This window comes from Paraburkholderia sp. GAS334 (genome assembly GCF_050436625.1).
Taxonomy (GTDB): Bacteria; Pseudomonadota; Gammaproteobacteria; order Burkholderiales; family Burkholderiaceae; genus Paraburkholderia.
Genome location: NZ_JBNDMO010000003.1, coordinates 415,548 through 433,621, shown reverse-complemented (window position 1 = coordinate 433,621; position 18,074 = coordinate 415,548). Strand labels below are relative to the sequence as shown.

Below are 18,074 nucleotides of genomic sequence, written 5' to 3'. Positions count from 1 at the left end.
AGGGAAGCAAGCGATGTTTGGCGAGAAGTTTCGGGATCGGCAAAAGCCGATGGTGCTCGTGCTGGGACTCGGCGAATCGGGTCTCGCGATGGCGCGCTGGTGCGCGCGCCACGGGTGCCGGCTGCGCGTTGCCGATACGCGCGAAGTGCCGCCGAACCTGTCCGGGCTCGAAGCGCACGGCGTCGATGCCGACTTTGTCGGCGGCCCGTTTTCGCCTGTGCTCCTTGAAGGCGTGGAACTGGTTGCGATCAGTCCGGGCCTGTCGCCGCTGGCTGCTGATCTGCTGCCGCTGATCGCCGAAGCGCGCAAAAAAGACATCCCCGTGTGGGGCGAACTCGAATTCTTCGCACAGGCGCTGAAGACGCTCGACGAAAACGGCTACGCGCCGAAGGTGATCGCGATCACCGGCACGAACGGCAAGACCACGACGACGAGTCTCACCGGCCTGCTGTGCGAACGCGCGGGCAAGAAGGTCGCGGTGGCGGGCAACATCAGCCCGGCCGCGCTCGACAAACTGACCGAAGCAATCGACAACACGGCGCTGCCGGACGTCTGGGTGCTTGAACTGTCGAGCTTCCAGCTGGAAACCGCGCATACGTTTGCTCCCGATGCGGCGGTCGTGCTGAACATCACGCAGGATCACCTCGACTGGCACGGCGGGCTGGACGCGTATGCCGCTGCGAAGGGCCGCATCTTCGGACCGGAAACCGTCCGCGTGCTGAATCGCGACGACGCACGTGTCATGGCGCTTGCGCCCGCAGGGGGCGCCGCGAAGGAAGTTTCCCTGGGGGACGCGGCCGCGCCGATGGTCACGTTCGGCCTGGACGAACCTACGCGCGCCGGCGACTACGGTTTGCTACGCGACAACGCGATGAACTGGCTCGTCGAAGCGCACGACCGCGACGCCAGCGACGAACCGCAACCGACGCGCCGTCGCAAGCACGAAACCACGACGCCGCCGAACATCGCCTTGAAGCGCCTGATGCCCGCCGACGCGCTGCGCATCCGCGGTCTGCACAACGCAGCGAATGCACTGGCGGCGTTTGCACTCGCCCGCGCGATCGGCCTGCCCGGCGCGCCGCTGTTGCACGGCCTGCGCGAGTACCGTGGCGAGCCGCATCGCGTGGAACTGATCGCATCGATTGAAGGCGTCGATTACGTCGACGACAGCAAGGGCACGAACGTCGGCGCGACGGTCGCCGCGCTCGACGGTCTCGCGCAACGTGCAGTGCTGATCGCCGGTGGCGACGGCAAGGGCCAGGATTTCGAGCCGCTCGCCGCGCCCGTGATGCGCTGGTGTCGCGGCGTGATGCTGATTGGCCGCGACGCGCCGCTGATCCGCGCGGCGCTCGGGGAAACCGGCATCGCACTCACCGATCACGCCACACTGGAAGACGCCACACGCGCCGCGAGCGCGCTTGCGCAACCGGGCGATGCGGTACTGCTTTCGCCGGCCTGCGCAAGCTTCGACATGTTCAAGGGTTATGCGCATCGTGCCGCGGTGTTCCGCAGCACGGTCGAAGAAATCGCTGCTGAACGGGGGACGATGATATGAGCTGGTCCGAACGTTTCGGCTCACGCCTCGAAAAACAGCGCGGCTCCGCGGGTGGCGAGAGCGTGTCCGCGCGCTCGACGGTCAGCGGCCTCGCCAGCGCCGTCAACGGCGTGCGGCCGCTGCGCTCGCGCATGCTCGACTACGATCACTCGCTGTTGTGGGTGGTGATCGCGCTGCTCGGCCTCGGCGTGGTGATGGTGTATTCGGCGTCGATCGCGATGCCCGATTCGCCGAAGTACGCGGCGTATCGCGACTACGCGTTCCTCGTGCGCCATCTGGTGTCGCTCGGTGTAGCGGTGGTCGCGGCGGTCATTACGTTCCGGATTCCGATCTCCGTGTGGGACAAATACGCGCCGAAGTTCTTCCTGATCGCGCTGCTCACGCTCGTGGTCGTGCTGATTCCGCACATCGGCAAGGGCGTGAACGGCGCGCGCCGCTGGATTCCGCTTGGCATCACGAACATGCAGCCGTCGGAAATCATGAAGCTCGCCGTGACGATCTACGCGGCGAACTACACGGTGCGCAAACAGGAATACATGCACAGCTTCGCGAAGGGCTTCCTGCCGATGGCGGTTGCCGTCGGTCTGGTCGGCGCGCTGCTGCTGCTCGAGCCGGACATGGGTGCGTTCATGGTGATCGCGGCGATCGCGATGGGCGTGCTGTTCCTCGGCGGTGTGAACGGCAAGCTGTTCGGCGGGCTGGTCGCCACTGCAGTGGGCACGTTCAGTCTGCTGGTGTGGGCGTCGCCGTGGCGTCGTGAACGGATTTTCGCGTACCTCGATCCGTGGGACGACCGCTATGCGCAGGGCAAGGCGTATCAGCTGACGCACTCGCTGATCGCGTTCGGACGCGGCGAGTGGTTCGGCGTCGGCCTCGGTGGCAGTGTCGAGAAGCTCAACTATCTGCCGGAAGCGCATACCGACTTCATCCTCGCGGTGATCGGTGAAGAACTCGGTTTCGTCGGCGTGCTCGTCGTGATCCTGATGTTCTACTGGATCGTGCGTCGCTCGTTCGAGATCGGCCGTCAGGCGCTCGCGCTCGACCGCACGTTTGCGGGGCTCGTTGCGAAAGGCGTCGGCATCTGGTTTGGCGCGCAGACCTTCATCAACATGGGCGTGAACCTCGGTCTTTTGCCGACCAAAGGTTTGACGTTGCCGCTCGTGAGCTACGGCGGCTCGGGCATTTTGCTGAACTGCGTCGCGCTGGCGGTGCTGATGCGCGTCGATTACGAGAATCGTGTGCTGATGCGTGGGGGAAAGGTATGACCACGACGCAACAGCACACGCTGATGGTGATGGCCGGCGGCACCGGGGGACACGTGTTCCCGGGGCTCGCGGTCGCGCACCGGATGCAGGCGTGGGGCTGGCGCGTCGTCTGGCTCGGCAATCCGGCGGGCATGGAAGCGACGCTCGTCCCGAAGCACGGCATTCCGATGGAATTCGTGCGCTTCGGCGGCCTGCGCGGCAAGGGGCTCAAGACGAAACTGATGCTGCCGCTGAACCTGCTGCGCGCGTGTGTGCAAAGTTTGAGCGTGCTGCGTCGTGTGAAGCCGGACGTCGTGCTCGGCATGGGCGGATACATCACGTTCCCCGCCGGTTTGATGACTGCATTGAGCGGCCGTCCGCTCGTTCTGCATGAACAGAATTCGATCGCGGGCCTGACGAACAAGGTGCTCGCGAAAGTCGCAAAACGCGTGCTGGTCGCGTTTCCGGATGCGTTGCCGCATGCCGAATGGACAGGTAATCCGATTCGCGAGGAACTTGCGCTCACATTGGCACCCAAAGCACGCTACGCACAACGTAGTGGCCCGCTGAATCTGCTGGTCGTTGGCGGCAGTCTTGGGGCGGCGGCGCTGAACGAAGTCGTGCCGCGCGCGCTTGCGCTGCTCGCGCCGGAGCAACGTCCGCGCATCGTGCATCAGGCGGGCGCGAAGCATATCGACGCATTGAAAGCGAACTACGCGGAAGCCGGTTTGCAGACCGGAGAAGACCTGCAACTCGCGCCGTTTATCGACGATATGGCTTCCGCCTATGCGAAAGCCGATCTCGTGATCTGCCGTTCAGGCGCGATGACGGTCGCCGAAATTGCAGCAGTGGGCGTGGCGGCGTTTTTCGTGCCGTTCCCGCACGCAGTAGATGATCACCAGACAACCAATGCAGCGTTTCTCGCCGACCACGGTGCGGCGCTGCTCGTGCAGCAACGCGACCTGTCGGCGGACAACCTCGCCGACTGGTTGCGCAGCCAGACGCGGGAAACCCTCGCGGACATGGCGGAGCGTTCGCGCTCGCTCGCGAAACCCGATGCCACCGAGCAGGTCGCGCAGATCTGCGCAGCCGTGGCGGGTGTAATCCCGAGCTTGAGCCCGGAAGGAAGGCAACAATGAAACACATCGTTAAACATATTCACTTTGTCGGTATCGGCGGCGCCGGGATGAGCGGCATCGCCGAGGTGCTCGTCAATCTCGGCTACCAGGTGAGCGGCTCCGACCTGTCGCGTAACGCGGTCACCGACCGTCTTGCTGCTCTCGGCGCCCGCATTGCAATCGGCCACGACGAGGCGAACATCGAAGGCGCGAACGCAGTCGTCGTGTCGACGGCTGTGCGCAGCGACAACCCGGAAGTGCTCGCTGCACGTCACCGGCGCATTCCGATCGTGCCGCGCGCGGTGATGCTCGCGGAACTGATGCGCCTGAAGCAGGGCATTGCGATTGCCGGCACGCACGGCAAGACGACGACCACGTCGCTCGTCGCGAGCGTGCTGGCTGCGGGCGGTCTCGATCCGACGTTCGTGATCGGCGGACGCCTGATCAGCGCGGGCGCGAATGCGCGGCTCGGCACGGGCGATTTCATCGTCGCTGAAGCAGACGAATCGGATGCGTCGTTCCTGAATCTGTTTCCGGTGATCGAAGTCATCACGAACATCGACGCCGATCACATGGACACCTACGGCCACGACTTCGCGCGGCTCAAGCAGGCGTTCATCGAGTTCACGCATCGGCTGCCGTTCTATGGCATCGCGGTGCTGTGCGTCGACGATCCGAACGTGAAGGAGATCCTGCCGTTCGTCTCGAAGCCGATCATCCGTTACGGTTTTGCACCCGACGCGCAGGTGCGCGCGGTCAACGCCGTAGCGAAAGATGGCCGCATGCATTTCACCGCGATGCGTGAAGACGCAGCGCCGATCGACATCGTTTTGAACCTGCCAGGCACGCACAACGTGCAGAACGCACTGGCCGCAATCGCAATTGCGACTGAACTTGAAGTAAAAGATGCCGATATCCAGCGAGCACTCGCGGATTTCAACGGCGTCGGCCGACGCTTCCAGCGTTACGGCGAAGTGCCGGCATCGGATGGCGGCACGTACACGCTCGTCGACGACTACGGGCATCACCCGGTTGAAATGGCCGCGACGGTCGCGGCGGCGCGCGGTGCATTCCCCGATCGCAGGCTGGTGCTGGCGTTTCAGCCGCACCGCTTCACGCGCACGCGCGACTGCTTCGAAGATTTTGTGAAGGTGCTCTCGACGGTCGACGCCTTGGTGTTGACCGAAGTCTACGCGGCCGGTGAAGCGCCGATCATCGCCGCCGACGGCCGGGCGCTCGCGCGTGCGCTGCGCGTGACGGGCAAGGTCGAGCCGGTATTTGTCGAGACGGTGGATGAAGTGCCGGATGCGCTCGCAGCATTGGTGCGCAGCGGCGACGTAGTGATCACGATGGGCGCGGGTTCGATCGGCGGTGTGCCAGGTCGGATCGCCCAGGAACAGAAGGCTTGAGATGAGCAGCAATATCGATCCGAAAACATTCGGTAAGGTGGCCGTGCTCCTCGGCGGAAATTCCGCTGAGCGCGAGGTGTCGCTGAAATCCGGCCGCCTCGTGCTGCAAGGTCTGCGCGATGCCGGCGTGGACGCGCATCCGTTCGATCCGGCCGAGCGTCCGCTCGCCGCGTTGAAGGACGAAGGTTTTGTGCGCGCGTTCAATGCGCTGCACGGCGGCTATGGTGAGAACGGCCAGATTCAGGGCGCGCTCGATTTCTACGGCATTCGTTACACGGGCAGCGGCGTGCTCGGCTCGGCGCTCGGTCTCGACAAGTTCCGCACGAAGCTCGTGTGGCAGCAGCTCGGCGTCCCGACGCCGCCGTTCGAAGCCGTGCTGCGCGGCGACGACTACGCAGCGCGCGCCAATGACATCGTCGCGAAGCTCGGCTTGCCGCTCTTCGTGAAGCCGGCGAGCGAAGGTTCGAGCGTCGCGGTCATCAAGGTGAAGCGCGCCGGCGCATTGCCCGCCGCGCTCGCCGAAGCCGCGAAGTTCGACAGGATCGTCGTGGTGGAGAAGAGCATCGAAGGCGGCGGCGAATACACCGCGTGTATCGCAGGCGATCTCGATCTGCCGGTGATCCGCATCATTCCGGCGGGCGAGTTTTACGACTATCACGCGAAGTACGTCGCCGACGACACGCAGTATCTGATTCCGTGCGGTCTGACGCCCGACGAAGAAACGCGTCTGAAAGTGCTCGCGCGCCGCGCGTTCGACGTGCTCGGCTGCACCGACTGGGGCCGCGCCGATTTCATGCTCGACGCGAGCGGCAACCCGTACTTCCTCGAAGTGAACACGGCGCCTGGCATGACCGATCACTCGCTGCCGCCGAAGGCGGCGCGCGCGGTCGGCATCAGCTACCAGGAACTGGTGGTGAAAGTGCTGTCGCTGACACTGAAGGACTGACGGTTAGACATGTGGAACAACGTTCGCCAGCTCAATTTCGCCTCCAACGCGTTGCATGCGTTGCTGGTGCTCGTGCTGCTGGCGGCAGGCGGTTACTGGATGATCCAGCGCCCGAGCTTCGCGCTGCGCGAGATCCGTATCGACGGCGACACCGAGCACATCAATTCGCCGACGGTGCGTGCCGGTGTGGTCGGGCGGTTGAAGGGCAATTACTTCACCGTCGACCTGGATCTGGCGCGTCAGGCGTTCGAGCAGATGCCGTGGGTGCGTCACGCGAGCGTGCGCCGCGTGTGGCCGAATGCACTGGCTGTCACGCTGGAGGAGTACAAACCGCTCGGAACGTGGGGCAGCGATCAGCTGGTCAGCGTCGACGGCGACCTGTTTACCGCGAACCAGGGCGAACTGGAGCAGGAGCTGCCCGCCTTCGATGGACCGGAAGGTACGGCGAAGGAAGTCGTCGCGCGCTATCGCGACTTCACGAAGTGGTTTGCGCCGCTCGGAGCGACGCCGGAAGAAGTGACGCTGTCGCCGCGTTACGCATGGACGGTGAAGCTGTCGAACGGCATGCAGGTGGAGCTGGGCCGCGAACGCAATCAGGACACGCTCCTCGATCGTTCGCACCGGTTGACCGCGGCGTGGGGCGCGGTGACGCAACGTTGGGGGACAGATATTGAGTATGCGGACTTGCGCTATCCGAACGGTTTCGCGATTCGCGCGGCAGGCATGCGCTTTATCAGCGAACCCGACAAGGGCAAGAAGTAAACGGACATCACACGCAATGAGCACGCTATGAGTAAAGACTATAAAGATCTGCTGGTCTCCCTCGACATCGGGACAGCGAAGGTCGTGGCCATCGTCGCCGAGCTGAAAGGCGAAGGTCACTACGAGGTGATCGGCCTCGGCCAGAGCGAATCGAAGGGGCTCAAGAAGGGCGTCGTGGTGAACATCGAGGCCACGGTGCAATCGATTCAGCGCGCGCTCGAAGAAGCTGAACTGATGGCCGATTGCAAGATCACAAACGTATTCACCGGAATCGCCGGCAGCCATATCCGCAGCTTCAATTCGAGCGGCATGGTGGCGATCAAGGAAAAGGAAGTCACGCAGACGGACGTCGCGCGCGTGATCGAGACGGCGAAGGCGATCAACATCCCGACCGATCAGCAGGTGCTGCACATCCTGACGCAGGAATTCATCATCGACGGCCAGGAAGATGTGCGCGAGCCGATCGGCATGAGCGGCATCCGGCTCGAGGTGAAGGTGCACATCGTGACGGGCGCAGTGAGCGCGGCGCAGAACATCGTGAAGTGCGTGCGCCGCTGCGGCCTCGAAGTGAACGATCTGATCCTGCAGCCGCTTGCTTCGTCGCTGGCGGTGCTGACGGAAGACGAAAAAGAGCTGGGTGTGGTGCTCGTCGATATCGGCGGCGGCACGACGGATATCGCGATTTTCAGCGAAGGCGCGATCCGTCATACCGCGGTGATTCCGATCGCCGGCGACCAGATCACGAGCGACATCGCGATGGCGCTGCGCACGCCGACGCCGGATGCGGAAGACATCAAGGTCGGCTACGGCATCGCGAAGCAGGCACTGGCCGATCCGGACGAGATGATCGAAGTGCCGGGGCTGGGCGAGCGCGGTCCGCGCACGCTGTCGCGCCAGGCGCTGGCGGCCGTGGTCGAGCCGCGCGTCGAGGAACTGTTTTCGCTCGTGCAGCAGGTGGTGCGCGAGTCGGGTTACGAAGAGTTGCTGAGTTCCGGCGTGGTGCTGACGGGCGGCGCGGCGATGATGCCGGGCATGGTCGAACTCGGCGAAGACATTTTCCTGAAGCCGGTGCGCATCGGTGCGCCGGAATACGCGGGCGGTCTTGCAGACGTGGTGCGCAATCCGCGCTATTCGACGGCGATGGGTCTGCTCGTCGAAGGCCGGGCGCAACGGATGCGCGGTCGCAAGGTCGCGGTGCAGTCAGGTTCGATGGGCCAGGTCCTGGGACGCATGAAAGACTGGTTCCTCGGCAATTTTTGAGGCTTTACAGCAGTTCCAGAAGCACAGCTTGAGTTGCAGGTTTCAGAAGCAGGTTTCAGAAGCAGGTTTCAGAAATACGCGCCGGTGCCGGCGGCTGGCGCGCGACAGGAGGTTGCCCGATCTCCTGCCGGATAACGGCCGAGTAGCTGCTTAGCGGCAGTACATTTTTTCTTGACGGAGGCAACATGGAATTCCAGATGCTGGAAACCGAAACCAACGGCACCATCATCAAGGTGGTTGGGGTAGGTGGCGCTGGCGGCAATGCCGTTCAGCACATGATCAACCGCGGCGTGCAAGGCGTCGACTTCATCGTGATGAACACGGATGCGCAGGCCCTGTCGCGTTCGCGCGCCACAGCTGTGATCCAGCTCGGCAACACCGGTCTCGGCGCTGGCGCCAAGCCGGAAATGGGCCGTTCGGCAGCAGAAGAAGCCCGTGAGCGCATCGCCGACGCACTGCGCGGCGCGCACATGGTGTTCATCACCGCAGGCATGGGCGGCGGCACCGGCACGGGCGCAGCACCGGTCGTGGCGCAGATCGCCAAAGAGATGGGCATTTTGACTGTTGGCGTCGTCAGCAAGCCGTTCGAATTCGAAGGCGGCAAGCGGATGCGTGTGGCAGAAGCTGGTTCGCAGCAACTGGAGGATCACGTCGACTCGCTGATCGTCGTCCTGAACGACAAGCTGTTCGAGGTGATGGGCGATGACGCCGAGATGGATAAATGCTTCCAGTGCGCAGACGACGTTCTGAACAACGCAGTCGCCGGTATCGCGGAAATAATCAATGTTGACGGTCTGGTGAACGTCGACTTTGAAGACGTGAAAACGGTGATGGGCGAGCAGGGCAAGGCGATGATGGGCACGGCGACGGTTGCCGGCGTCGATCGCGCGCGTCTCGCGGCTGAGCAGGCTGTTGCCAGCCCGCTGCTGGAAGGGGTGGACCTGTCGGGTGCGCGTGGCGTGCTCGTGAACATCACGTCGAGCCGTTCGCTGCGTCTGTCGGAAACGCGCGAAGTGATGAACACGATCAAGAGTTATGCTGCGGAAGACGCGACCGTGATTTTTGGCGCGGTCTACGATGATGCAATGGGCGACGCGCTGCGCGTGACGGTCGTGGCAACGGGTCTGGGCCGTGCGGCGAAGAAGCAGCAGTCGGCACCGATGACGCTTCTGCGCACCGGCACCGACAACCAGCCGATCGGCGGCCATCAGCACGCATACGCGCCGCAGCAGCATCACACGAGCGCAGCGGACTACGGTTCGCTGGATACGCCCGCTGTATGGCGTACGTCGCGTGATACGGCGGCTTCGCATGTGCAGGCGCTGCAGGAAAAGGGCGTCGACACGTACGATATCCCGGCGTTCCTGCGCAAGCAGGCGGACTAACCGCGGGCAGGCCTTCGCTGCGGCACGGTTGATGCGTGCCAGCAGTCGGATGCACGGGCGTGGCGAGTGAACTGCCAGCAAGGCCGCGTTTCGTCGGATGCGCGGCGGGGACAGATGCCCTCTTCGTATTCGCGAAGCGGATCGGGCGGCTGTCGGCGAAAGATGGGTTCACTGCGACACGAAAACGTGCGGGTGTACGCTGCATCGATGTAAAGGACTGAGCATGATTCAGGTGGGTGAAAAGCTGCCGGAAGCAGTCGTCTACGAATTGATCGAAGACGGGCGCGAAGGCTGCACGATCGGGCCCAACAGCTTCGACGTGCGCGAACAGACCGCGGGAAAGCGCGTGGTGATCTTCGGATTGCCGGGCGCATTCACGCCGACCTGTTCGGCGAAACATGTGCCGGGCTATGTCGAACAGGCCGCCGCGTTGCGCGCGGCCGGTGTCGACGAGATCTGGTGCGTGTCCGTCAACGACGCGTTCGTCATGGGCGCGTGGGCACGTGATCAGCACACCTCGGGCAAGGTGCGCATGATGGCGGACGGTAGTGCGGCTTTCACGCGGGCGCTTGGTCTGGAGCAGGATCTGTCGGCGCGCGGCATGGGAATCCGTTCCCAGCGCTACGCGATGGTGGTCGACAACGGCGTGGTCAAGACGCTGAACGTCGAAGCACCCGGCAAATTCGAAGTCAGCGATGCTGCGAGTATTCTCGCCACGTTGAGCTAGCTGCGAGGCGCTGTTTTGCCGCCTGGTTCCTGCGAGTGTGGCAGGCAGGCAACGGTGAAATGACGCTTTTGTGACTGGCCGTTACGCGGGCCGATGTCCGGAAACGCCTCCGTTCCGGGCGTCGGCCCGTCACGCTTTCCGCAAAGTTTCCGTGAAGTAATGATGGGAAACAGATTGATACGTTCGGTGAAAACCCGATGTGAGGTTGATGGAGTATAATTCGCGCTATGGAATAAAAAGTCCCGATTGGGATTTTCAATCGAATAGAAGACCATCATGTTGAAGCAGCGCACTATCAAATCGATCGTCAAGACGGTCGGCATCGGCTTGCATTCGGGCCGGAAGGTCGACCTGACGCTCCGTCCGGCCGGACCGGACACGGGCATCGTGTTCACGCGTGTGGATCTGGCCACGCCAGTGGAGATTCCTGCGCAGGCCATGGCGATCGGCGATACGCGGCTGGCTTCGGTGCTGCAGAAAGACGGTGCCCGGGTGTCGACGATCGAGCATCTGATGTCCGCCTGTGCGGGCCTCGGCATCGACAATCTGTACGTCGACGTCACCGCTGAAGAGATCCCGATCATGGACGGCAGCGCGGCTTCGTTCGTGTTTCTGATCCAGTCGGCCGGCGTCGAAGAGCAGAATGCCGCGAAGAAATTCATCAAGGTTACGAAGCCGGTTGAAATTCGCGACGGCGACAAATTTGCGCGTCTCGAGCCGTTTTTCGGCTTCAAACTGAAGTTCACGATCGATTTTCGCCATCCTGCTGTCGACAAGACGGGGCAGGCGCTGGAAGTCGATTTCGCGAATACGTCGTACGTGCGGGAAATCGCGCGGGCGCGTACGTTCGGCTTTGCGCACGAAGTGGAAATGATGCGCGAGCTGGGTCTGGCGCGCGGCGGCAGCATGGATAACGCGATCGTGCTCGACGAGTACCGCATCCTGAACAACGACGGCCTGCGTTATGACGACGAATTCGTGAAGCACAAGATGCTCGACGCGATCGGCGACCTTTACGTGGTCGGTCATCCGTTGCTGGCTTCGTACAACGCGTACAAGTCGGGACACGGCCTGAACAACCAGCTGTTGCGCGAACTGTTGGCGCACGAGGATGCGTATGAAATTGTCACGTTCGACGATCCGCAAAAGGCGCCGCGCGGCTTTGCCTACGATACGCAGACGGCGTTTGCCTGATTGCTACCGGGCGGCTTGATCCGCGATCTGTGGAAAACGAGTTGCACAAGACGAGTTGTACAAAAAATAAGCGGCCTTCCGGGCCGCTTATTTTTTTGGCTCGCGACTGATGCGATGGCGGGCAGCCATTCTGGCCAGTGCTTCACGTAACGGCGAAGGCGCGAGCGTCTCGCTCAGTTCGTACAGCGCTTCGGCGCCACGCGCTGTCATACGTGCCTGTTTGGGCTGCGGCGGCTCCTTTACCGCCTGCGGACGCACGCGGATTCTCAGCGAGTTGACTGCCCACCCGCGCTGCTGAAGATCTGACACCAGACGGGGTTCAAGATGTCGCAGGCGCGCCGCGAGCGCGTTATGTGCGGCGAAAAGTGCCAGTACGCCATCCTTGATGAAACCGGGCTCGACGCTCGTCGCCAGATAGTCGGGCAGCAGCTGCTTCAGATCGCGTTCCAGCGCGGCAATCTGCTCGACGCCGGCACGCAGCGCCGCGAACGCGTCGGTGCGATTCAGCACTTCGGCGACCGGCTGCGGGCGGCGCGCAGCGTTCTGGTTTGAAAACGGCCTTGAAAACGACGAGAAACGGCTCATATTTTCTGCAGGCTTTCGGGATGAGGACGGGCCAGCTGGCGGCAGCGCGGGCATCATCGCGCGCCACGTACTGTGATGCCTGGATTGTACCCCGTGGCTCGCGCGCCAGGCCGCCGTCAAGGCCAGCCGGGGCGCGGCTGGAGCAGACCTCAGCCATTCCGCCATGGACACAGGCGCAGCCGGGGCTGCGTGCTAAAATCCCCGATTCGAATTCACTCTTGGACCTAAGCCGCCGAGGCCCCCCGATTCCGGGCTCACACGCCGTGTGACCGGGCCGAAGCCGCGACGCAGACACCGATCCGATGACCACCGGTTTTCTACAAAAGATTTTTGGCAGTCGCAACCAGCGGCTCGTCAAGCAATATCAAAAGACCGTCGCGTCGATCAATGCGCTCGAGCCGCAGATCGAGCAGTTGACGGATGACCAACTGCGCGCCAAAACCGGTGAATTCCGACAGCGTGTCGCGAGCGGCGAATCGCTCGACAAGCTGCTGCCCGAAGCCTTCGCCGTCTGCCGCGAGGCGAGCAGGCGCATGCTGCACATGCGCCACTTCGACGTGCAGCTGGTCGGCGGCATGGTCCTGCATTACGGCAAGATCGCGGAAATGCGCACTGGCGAAGGCAAGACGCTCGTCGCTACGCTGCCGGTCTACCTGAACGCGCTGTCCGGCCGCGGCGTGCACGTCGTGACCGTCAACGATTACCTCGCGCAGCGCGACGCCGAATGGATGGCGCGTCTGTACAACTTCCTCGGTCTGACGGTGGGTATCAACCTGTCGCAGATGGATCACGCCGCCAAGCAGGAAGCCTACGCCGCGGACATCACGTACGGCACGAACAACGAATTCGGCTTCGACTACCTGCGCGACAACATGGTCTACGAGACCGACGCGCGCGTGCAGCGAGCCCTGAATTTCGCGGTCGTCGACGAAGTGGACTCGATCCTGATCGACGAAGCGCGTACGCCGCTGATCATCTCCGGCCAGGCCGAAGATCACACCGAACTCTACGTGCGCATGAACGCGCTGCCGCCGCTGCTCGAACGCCAGATCGGCGAAGAGAAAGCCGACGGCACGGGCGTCGAAAAGCCGGGCGACTACACGCTGGATGAAAAAGCACGTCAGGTGTTTCTCACCGAATCGGGCCACGAAAAGGCTGAGCGTCTGCTTGCCGAGTGGGGCCTGATCGGCGACGGCGAAAGCCTGTACGCGCCGCAGAACATCACGCTGATGCACCATGTGTACGCCGCGTTGCGCGCTCACACGCTGTTCTTCAAGGATCAGCACTACGTCGTGCAGAACAACGAAGTCGTAATCGTCGACGAATTCACCGGTCGTCTGATGTCGGGTCGCCGCTGGTCGGACGGGTTGCACCAGGCGGTCGAGGCGAAGGAACACGTCAAGATCCAGAGCGAAAACCAGACGCTCGCTTCGATCACGTTCCAGAACTACTTCCGCATGTACTCGAAGCTGTCCGGCATGACCGGCACGGCCGATACCGAAGCGTACGAATTCAACGAAATTTACGGGCTGGAAACGGTCGTCATTCCGACGAACCGTCCGCCGAAGCGGAGCGACAGGCAGGATCAGATTTACAAGACGGCGAAGGAGCGTTACGACGCCGTCATCCGCGATATCCAGGATTGCTACGAGCGCGGTCAGCCGGTGCTGGTCGGCACGACGTCGATCGAGAACTCCGAACTGCTGTCGGGCCTCCTGACCAAAGCCGGTCTGCCGCACGAGGTGCTGAACGCGAAGCAGCACGCGCGCGAAGCGGCGATCGTCGCGGAAGCTGGCCGTCCGAAGCGTGTGACGATCGCGACCAACATGGCCGGTCGCGGTACCGACATCGTGCTCGGCGGCAACGCCGAAAAGCAGGCAACGTTCCTCGAACTCGACGAATCGATTCCCGCCGACGAAAAGGCGCGCCGTATCAAGCAACTGCACGACGAATGGCAGACGCTACACGACGAGGTGAAGGCCGCGGGCGGTTTGCACATCGTCGGCACCGAGCGTCACGAATCGCGCCGGATCGATAACCAGTTGCGTGGCCGCGCGGGCCGTCAGGGCGATCCGGGCTCGTCGCGTTTCTATCTGTCGCTGGACGATCCGCTTCTGCGCATTTTCGCGGGCGACCGCGTGCGCTCGATCATGGATCGCCTGAAGATGCCGGAAGGCGAGGCGATCGAAGCGGGCATCGTCACGCGTTCGATCGAATCGGCGCAGCGCAAGGTCGAAGCGCGCAACTTCGATATCCGCAAGCAGCTGCTCGAATACGACGACGTGTCGAACGATCAGCGCAAGGTGATCTATCAGCAGCGCAATGAACTGCTGGAAGCGCACGACATCACCGAAACCATCGGCGCGATGCGCCATGGCGTGATCGCCGATATCGTCCATCAGTTCGTGCCGGCGGGCAGCATCGAAGAACAATGGGACGTGCCCGAGCTGGAAGAAGTGCTGCGCAACGAATGGCAGCTCGATCTCGCCATTCAGGAAATGATCAACGAGTCGAAGTCGATCGACGCCGATGAAATTCTCGAAGCCGTCACCGCGGCTGCCGACGAAGCGTACGAAGGCAAGGTCGAACTGGTCGGTCGCGAATCGTTCAGCGCGTTCGAGCGCTCGATCATGCTGCAGACGCTCGACCGTAGCTGGCGCGAACATCTGGCTGCGCTCGATCACCTGCGTCAGGGTATCCATCTGCGCGGCTATGCGCAGAAGAACCCGAAGCAGGAATACAAGCGCGAAGCGTTCGAACTGTTCGCCGCAATGCTCGATGCCGTGAAGCTCGAAGTGACGCGCGTTGTGATGAACGTGCAGATCCAGTCGCCGGAACAGCTGGAGCAGGCCGCTGAGCAGTATGAAGAGCAGGGCAGCCATCTCGAGAACGTCGAGTTCCGCCACGCCGAATTCGCGGAAGCTGCAGCGGCAGCGCCGGTTGCGGCCGACGCGGCAGCGGCCATGATCGGTGACGCGATGAGTCACGCGCAGCATGCTGCCGGATCGCAGCACCTGGCGGCGGATGGTGTGCCGAAGGTCGGGCGCAACGATCCGTGCCCATGCGGCAGCGGCAAGAAGTACAAGCAGTGCCACGGCAAGATTGCCTGAGTTAGACGGCGCGCGCATCGTGACTGGGGCGCGCGCCGGGTTGTGTTTGCCAGGCCGTTTTTACAGCGCCTGCTGATTCTCTGGTGGTCCGGCATCCGTCTGGTCCGCTCATGTTGATCCCCGATGCCGGTTCTGCACCGGCACGCTCATCTCCGACAGGTCGCCAACATGGCTGTCAATTTCCCCTCGATCGATCCCGCTCAACTTCATCCTGTCGCCGGCGTCACGCTGGGTTGGGCCGAAGCGAACATCCGCAAGCCGAACCGCAAGGACGTGCTCGTCATTTCCGTCGACGAAGGCGCGACTGTCGCAGGCGTGTTCACGCAGAACCGTTTTTGCGCCGCGCCGGTCACCGTGTGTCGTGAGCATCTGGAGCGCGTGCGTGCGGGCGGGAAGGGCATTCGTGCGCTGGTTGTGAATACGGGCAATGCGAACGCCGGCACGGGCGAACCGGGTCTCGCGCATGCGCGCGAAACCTGCGTCGAACTCGCGCGCCTCGCCGACATTGCACCCGGGCAGGTGTTGCCGTTTTCGACGGGCGTGATTCTGGAGCCGCTGCCGATCGATCGTCTGAAGGCCGGTTTGCCTGCAGCGCTGGCTAACCGCAAAGCCGGACACTGGTACGACGCCGCGCAGGCGATCATGACGACCGATACCCTGGCGAAGGCGACGTCGCGTCAGGTGGCGATCGATGGTCATACGGTCACGTTCACCGGCATCAGCAAGGGCGCGGGCATGATCAAGCCGAACATGGCGACGATGCTTGGCTTCCTCGCGTTCGACGCCAACGTTGCGCAGCCGGTACTCGACGCGCTCGTGAAGCATGTCGCGGATCGCTCGTTCAACTGCATCACGATCGACGGTGATACGTCGACGAACGACTCGTTCATTCTCATTGCTTCGGGCAAGTCGAGCCTGCCGGCGATCACGTCGACGGACTCGGCCGCCTACGGCGCGCTTCGCGATGCCGTGACTGAAGTCGCACAGACGCTCGCGCAACTTATCGTGCGTGATGGCGAAGGCGCGACGAAGTTCATGACGGTCAATGTCGAGGGTGGCAGGGATACCGCCGAATGCCGCCAGATCGCATACGCAATCGGCCATTCGCCGCTCGTGAAGACAGCGTTCTATGCGTCGGACCCGAACCTTGGCCGCATTCTGGCCGCGATCGGCTATGCGGGCGTGAACGACCTCGATGTCGACAAAATCGACCTGTACCTCGACGACGTGCTGGTCGCGAAAGCGGGTGGACGCAACCCGGCCTATCGCGAAGAAGACGGCCAGCGCGTGATGAAAAAAAGCGAGATCGCGATTCGCGTGGTGCTCGGGCGTGGCGACGCGCAGGCCACCATCTGGACCTGCGATCTCTCGCACGACTACGTCAGCATCAACGCCGACTACCGTTCCTGACACCGGGGCCGCTTAGAAGATGGACAAACTCGAAAAGTTTCTGACCCGCGCCGAAGCCGTGCTCGGCCGACTGGAAGCGATGCTTCCGCCCGCCGCAGCCGACGCGGACTGGTCCGCCGCCGTTGCGTTTCGCTGGCGCAAGCGGCAAGGGCGCGGCTATCTGCAACCGGTGCCGTCGATTTCGACGATCTCACTCGACGACCTCCAGCACATCGACCGGCAGAAGTCCCTGATTGAGCAGAACACGCGTCAGTTCGTGCGCCAGCAGCCGGCCAACAATGTGTTGCTGACGGGCGCGCGCGGCACGGGCAAATCGTCGCTGATCAAGGCCTGCCTGAACGCGCACGCAAAAGACGGTCTGCGTCTGATCGAAGTCGACAAGGACGACCTGCATGATCTCGGCGACATCGTCGATCTGATCGCGCAGCGTCCGGAGCGCTTCATCGTGTTCTGCGACGATCTCTCATTCGAGGAAGGCGAGTCGGGCTACAAGGCGCTGAAGGTGGCGCTCGATGGCTCGGTGGCCGCGCAGTCCGACAACGTGCTGATCTACGCGACATCGAACCGTCGCCATCTGTTGCCTGAATACATGAGCGACAACGAGACGTACAAACACACGTCCGATGGCGAGATTCATCCGGGCGAAGTGGTCGAAGAAAAGATTTCGCTGTCCGAGCGCTTCGGGCTGTGGGTGAGTTTCTATCCGTTCAAGCAGGACGATTACCTGGCGATTGTCGGCCACTGGCTGCGTCATTTTGGTTGCGCCGACGCGGAAGTCGAGGCGGCGCGTGGCGACGCACTCGTCTGGGCACTGGAACGCGGTTCGCGTTCGGGACGGGTAGCGTGGCAGTTTGCGCGTGACTGGTCGGGGCGTAAGTCCCAGGCGCCGCAGTCGTCTGCAGAGGGCGCATGACCGGCGCCACGGAAGTCGCCGATAACACTGCCCGCGCGCGGCCGGTCACAGACGTAGCTGTCGGCGTGCTGGTGCAGCCGGACGGGCGATATCTGCTGGCGCAACGGCCCGCAGGCAAGCCGTACGAAGGCTACTGGGAGTTTCCGGGCGGAAAGCTGGAGCCGGGCGAATCAGTTGAGGCGGCGCTCGCCCGCGAACTGCACGAGGAACTCGGGATCGACGTGAAGGCGAGCCATCGCTGGCACACGCTTGAGCATGACTATCCGCACGCGTATGTCAGGCTCTATTTCTGCAAGGTGACGGAGTGGAGCGGCGAGCCCCACGGACGCGAAGGTCAGGCCTTCGTCTGGCAGGCGCTGCCCGCCGAGGTATCGCCCTTGCTGCCGGCCACCATTCCGGTGCTGGAATGGCTGGCGGCGGAGAAGTAGCGCTGGCCTGATTGTTCAGGTTGTAGCG

At 63.1% G+C, this 18,074-nt stretch carries 15 protein-coding genes; 14 read left to right on the top strand and 1 reads right to left on the bottom strand.

Going from position 1 to position 18,074, the window contains the following annotated elements:
* Positions 1-13 precede the first annotated feature (13 nt).
* The 10 genes from murD (at position 14) to lpxC (ending at position 11,600) form a co-directional block, all read left to right on the top strand.
* Positions 14-1,555 (top strand): UDP-N-acetylmuramoyl-L-alanine--D-glutamate ligase, encoded by a 1,542-nt coding sequence (gene murD / locus P3T21_RS08890; protein WP_429255546.1) that lies wholly within the window; start codon positions 14-16, stop codon positions 1,553-1,555.
* The gene (gene ftsW / locus P3T21_RS08885) at positions 1,552-2,820 is read left to right on the top strand and encodes a putative lipid II flippase FtsW (protein ID WP_429255545.1); all 1,269 of its coding nucleotides are present in this window, start codon (positions 1,552-1,554) and stop codon (positions 2,818-2,820) included. Before murD ends, ftsW begins: the two co-directional genes overlap by 4 nt.
* Complete coding sequence (gene murG, locus P3T21_RS08880; protein WP_429255544.1) at positions 2,817-3,938, top strand: undecaprenyldiphospho-muramoylpentapeptide beta-N-acetylglucosaminyltransferase; 1,122 nt, start codon at positions 2,817-2,819, stop codon at positions 3,936-3,938. The genes ftsW and murG overlap by 4 nt, the downstream gene beginning before the upstream one ends.
* Positions 3,935-5,326 (top strand): UDP-N-acetylmuramate--L-alanine ligase, encoded by a 1,392-nt coding sequence (murC, locus tag P3T21_RS08875; RefSeq protein WP_429255543.1) that lies wholly within the window; start codon positions 3,935-3,937, stop codon positions 5,324-5,326. The genes murG and murC overlap by 4 nt, the downstream gene beginning before the upstream one ends.
* Before the next feature lies 1 nt (position 5,327).
* Entirely contained in the window at positions 5,328-6,272 is a 945-nt protein-coding gene (locus tag P3T21_RS08870; protein ID WP_429255542.1) for a D-alanine--D-alanine ligase, read from the top strand.
* A gap of 9 nt (positions 6,273-6,281) precedes the next feature.
* Positions 6,282-7,034, top strand: coding sequence for a cell division protein FtsQ/DivIB (locus P3T21_RS08865; RefSeq protein ID WP_429255541.1), 753 nt, complete (start codon positions 6,282-6,284; stop codon positions 7,032-7,034).
* Positions 7,035-7,061: 27 nt separating this feature from the next.
* On the top strand, positions 7,062-8,294 hold the full coding sequence (ftsA, locus tag P3T21_RS08860) for a cell division protein FtsA (protein ID WP_429255540.1): 1,233 nt from the start codon (positions 7,062-7,064) through the stop codon (positions 8,292-8,294).
* A gap of 185 nt (positions 8,295-8,479) precedes the next feature.
* Positions 8,480-9,679 carry a cell division protein FtsZ gene (gene ftsZ / locus P3T21_RS08855; RefSeq protein WP_429255539.1) on the top strand — a complete coding sequence of 400 codons (1,200 nt, stop codon included), beginning with the start codon at positions 8,480-8,482 and terminating at the stop codon, positions 9,677-9,679.
* 223 nt (positions 9,680-9,902) lie between these two features.
* Complete coding sequence (locus P3T21_RS08850; RefSeq protein WP_429255538.1) at positions 9,903-10,406, top strand: peroxiredoxin; 504 nt, start codon at positions 9,903-9,905, stop codon at positions 10,404-10,406.
* A gap of 276 nt (positions 10,407-10,682) precedes the next feature.
* Positions 10,683-11,600, top strand: a complete 918-nt coding sequence (lpxC, locus tag P3T21_RS08845; protein ID WP_429255537.1) for a UDP-3-O-acyl-N-acetylglucosamine deacetylase — start codon at positions 10,683-10,685, stop codon at positions 11,598-11,600.
* An 87-nt stretch (positions 11,601-11,687) separates the two neighbouring features.
* Here lpxC and P3T21_RS08840 read toward each other — a convergent pair whose 3' ends face one another.
* On the bottom strand, positions 11,688-12,185 hold the full coding sequence (locus P3T21_RS08840; RefSeq protein WP_429255536.1) for a DciA family protein: 498 nt from the start codon (positions 12,183-12,185) through the stop codon (positions 11,688-11,690).
* Between the two features lie 302 nt (positions 12,186-12,487).
* Here P3T21_RS08840 and secA point away from each other — a divergent pair, with 302 nt between their 5' ends.
* The 4 genes from secA (at position 12,488) to P3T21_RS08820 (ending at position 18,046) form a co-directional block, all read left to right on the top strand.
* On the top strand, positions 12,488-15,295 hold the full coding sequence (secA, locus tag P3T21_RS08835; protein ID WP_429255535.1) for a preprotein translocase subunit SecA: 2,808 nt from the start codon (positions 12,488-12,490) through the stop codon (positions 15,293-15,295).
* Positions 15,296-15,463: 168 nt separating this feature from the next.
* Positions 15,464-16,705, top strand: a complete 1,242-nt coding sequence (gene argJ / locus P3T21_RS08830) for a bifunctional glutamate N-acetyltransferase/amino-acid acetyltransferase ArgJ (protein WP_429255534.1) — start codon at positions 15,464-15,466, stop codon at positions 16,703-16,705.
* A 19-nt stretch (positions 16,706-16,724) separates the two neighbouring features.
* Positions 16,725-17,618: an ATP-binding protein gene (locus P3T21_RS08825; RefSeq protein ID WP_429255533.1), complete on the top strand. Its 894-nt coding sequence runs from the start codon at positions 16,725-16,727 to the stop codon at positions 17,616-17,618.
* Positions 17,615-18,046: an NUDIX domain-containing protein gene (locus P3T21_RS08820; protein ID WP_429255532.1), complete on the top strand. Its 432-nt coding sequence runs from the start codon at positions 17,615-17,617 to the stop codon at positions 18,044-18,046. Before P3T21_RS08825 ends, P3T21_RS08820 begins: the two co-directional genes overlap by 4 nt.
* Positions 18,047-18,074 lie beyond the last annotated feature (28 nt).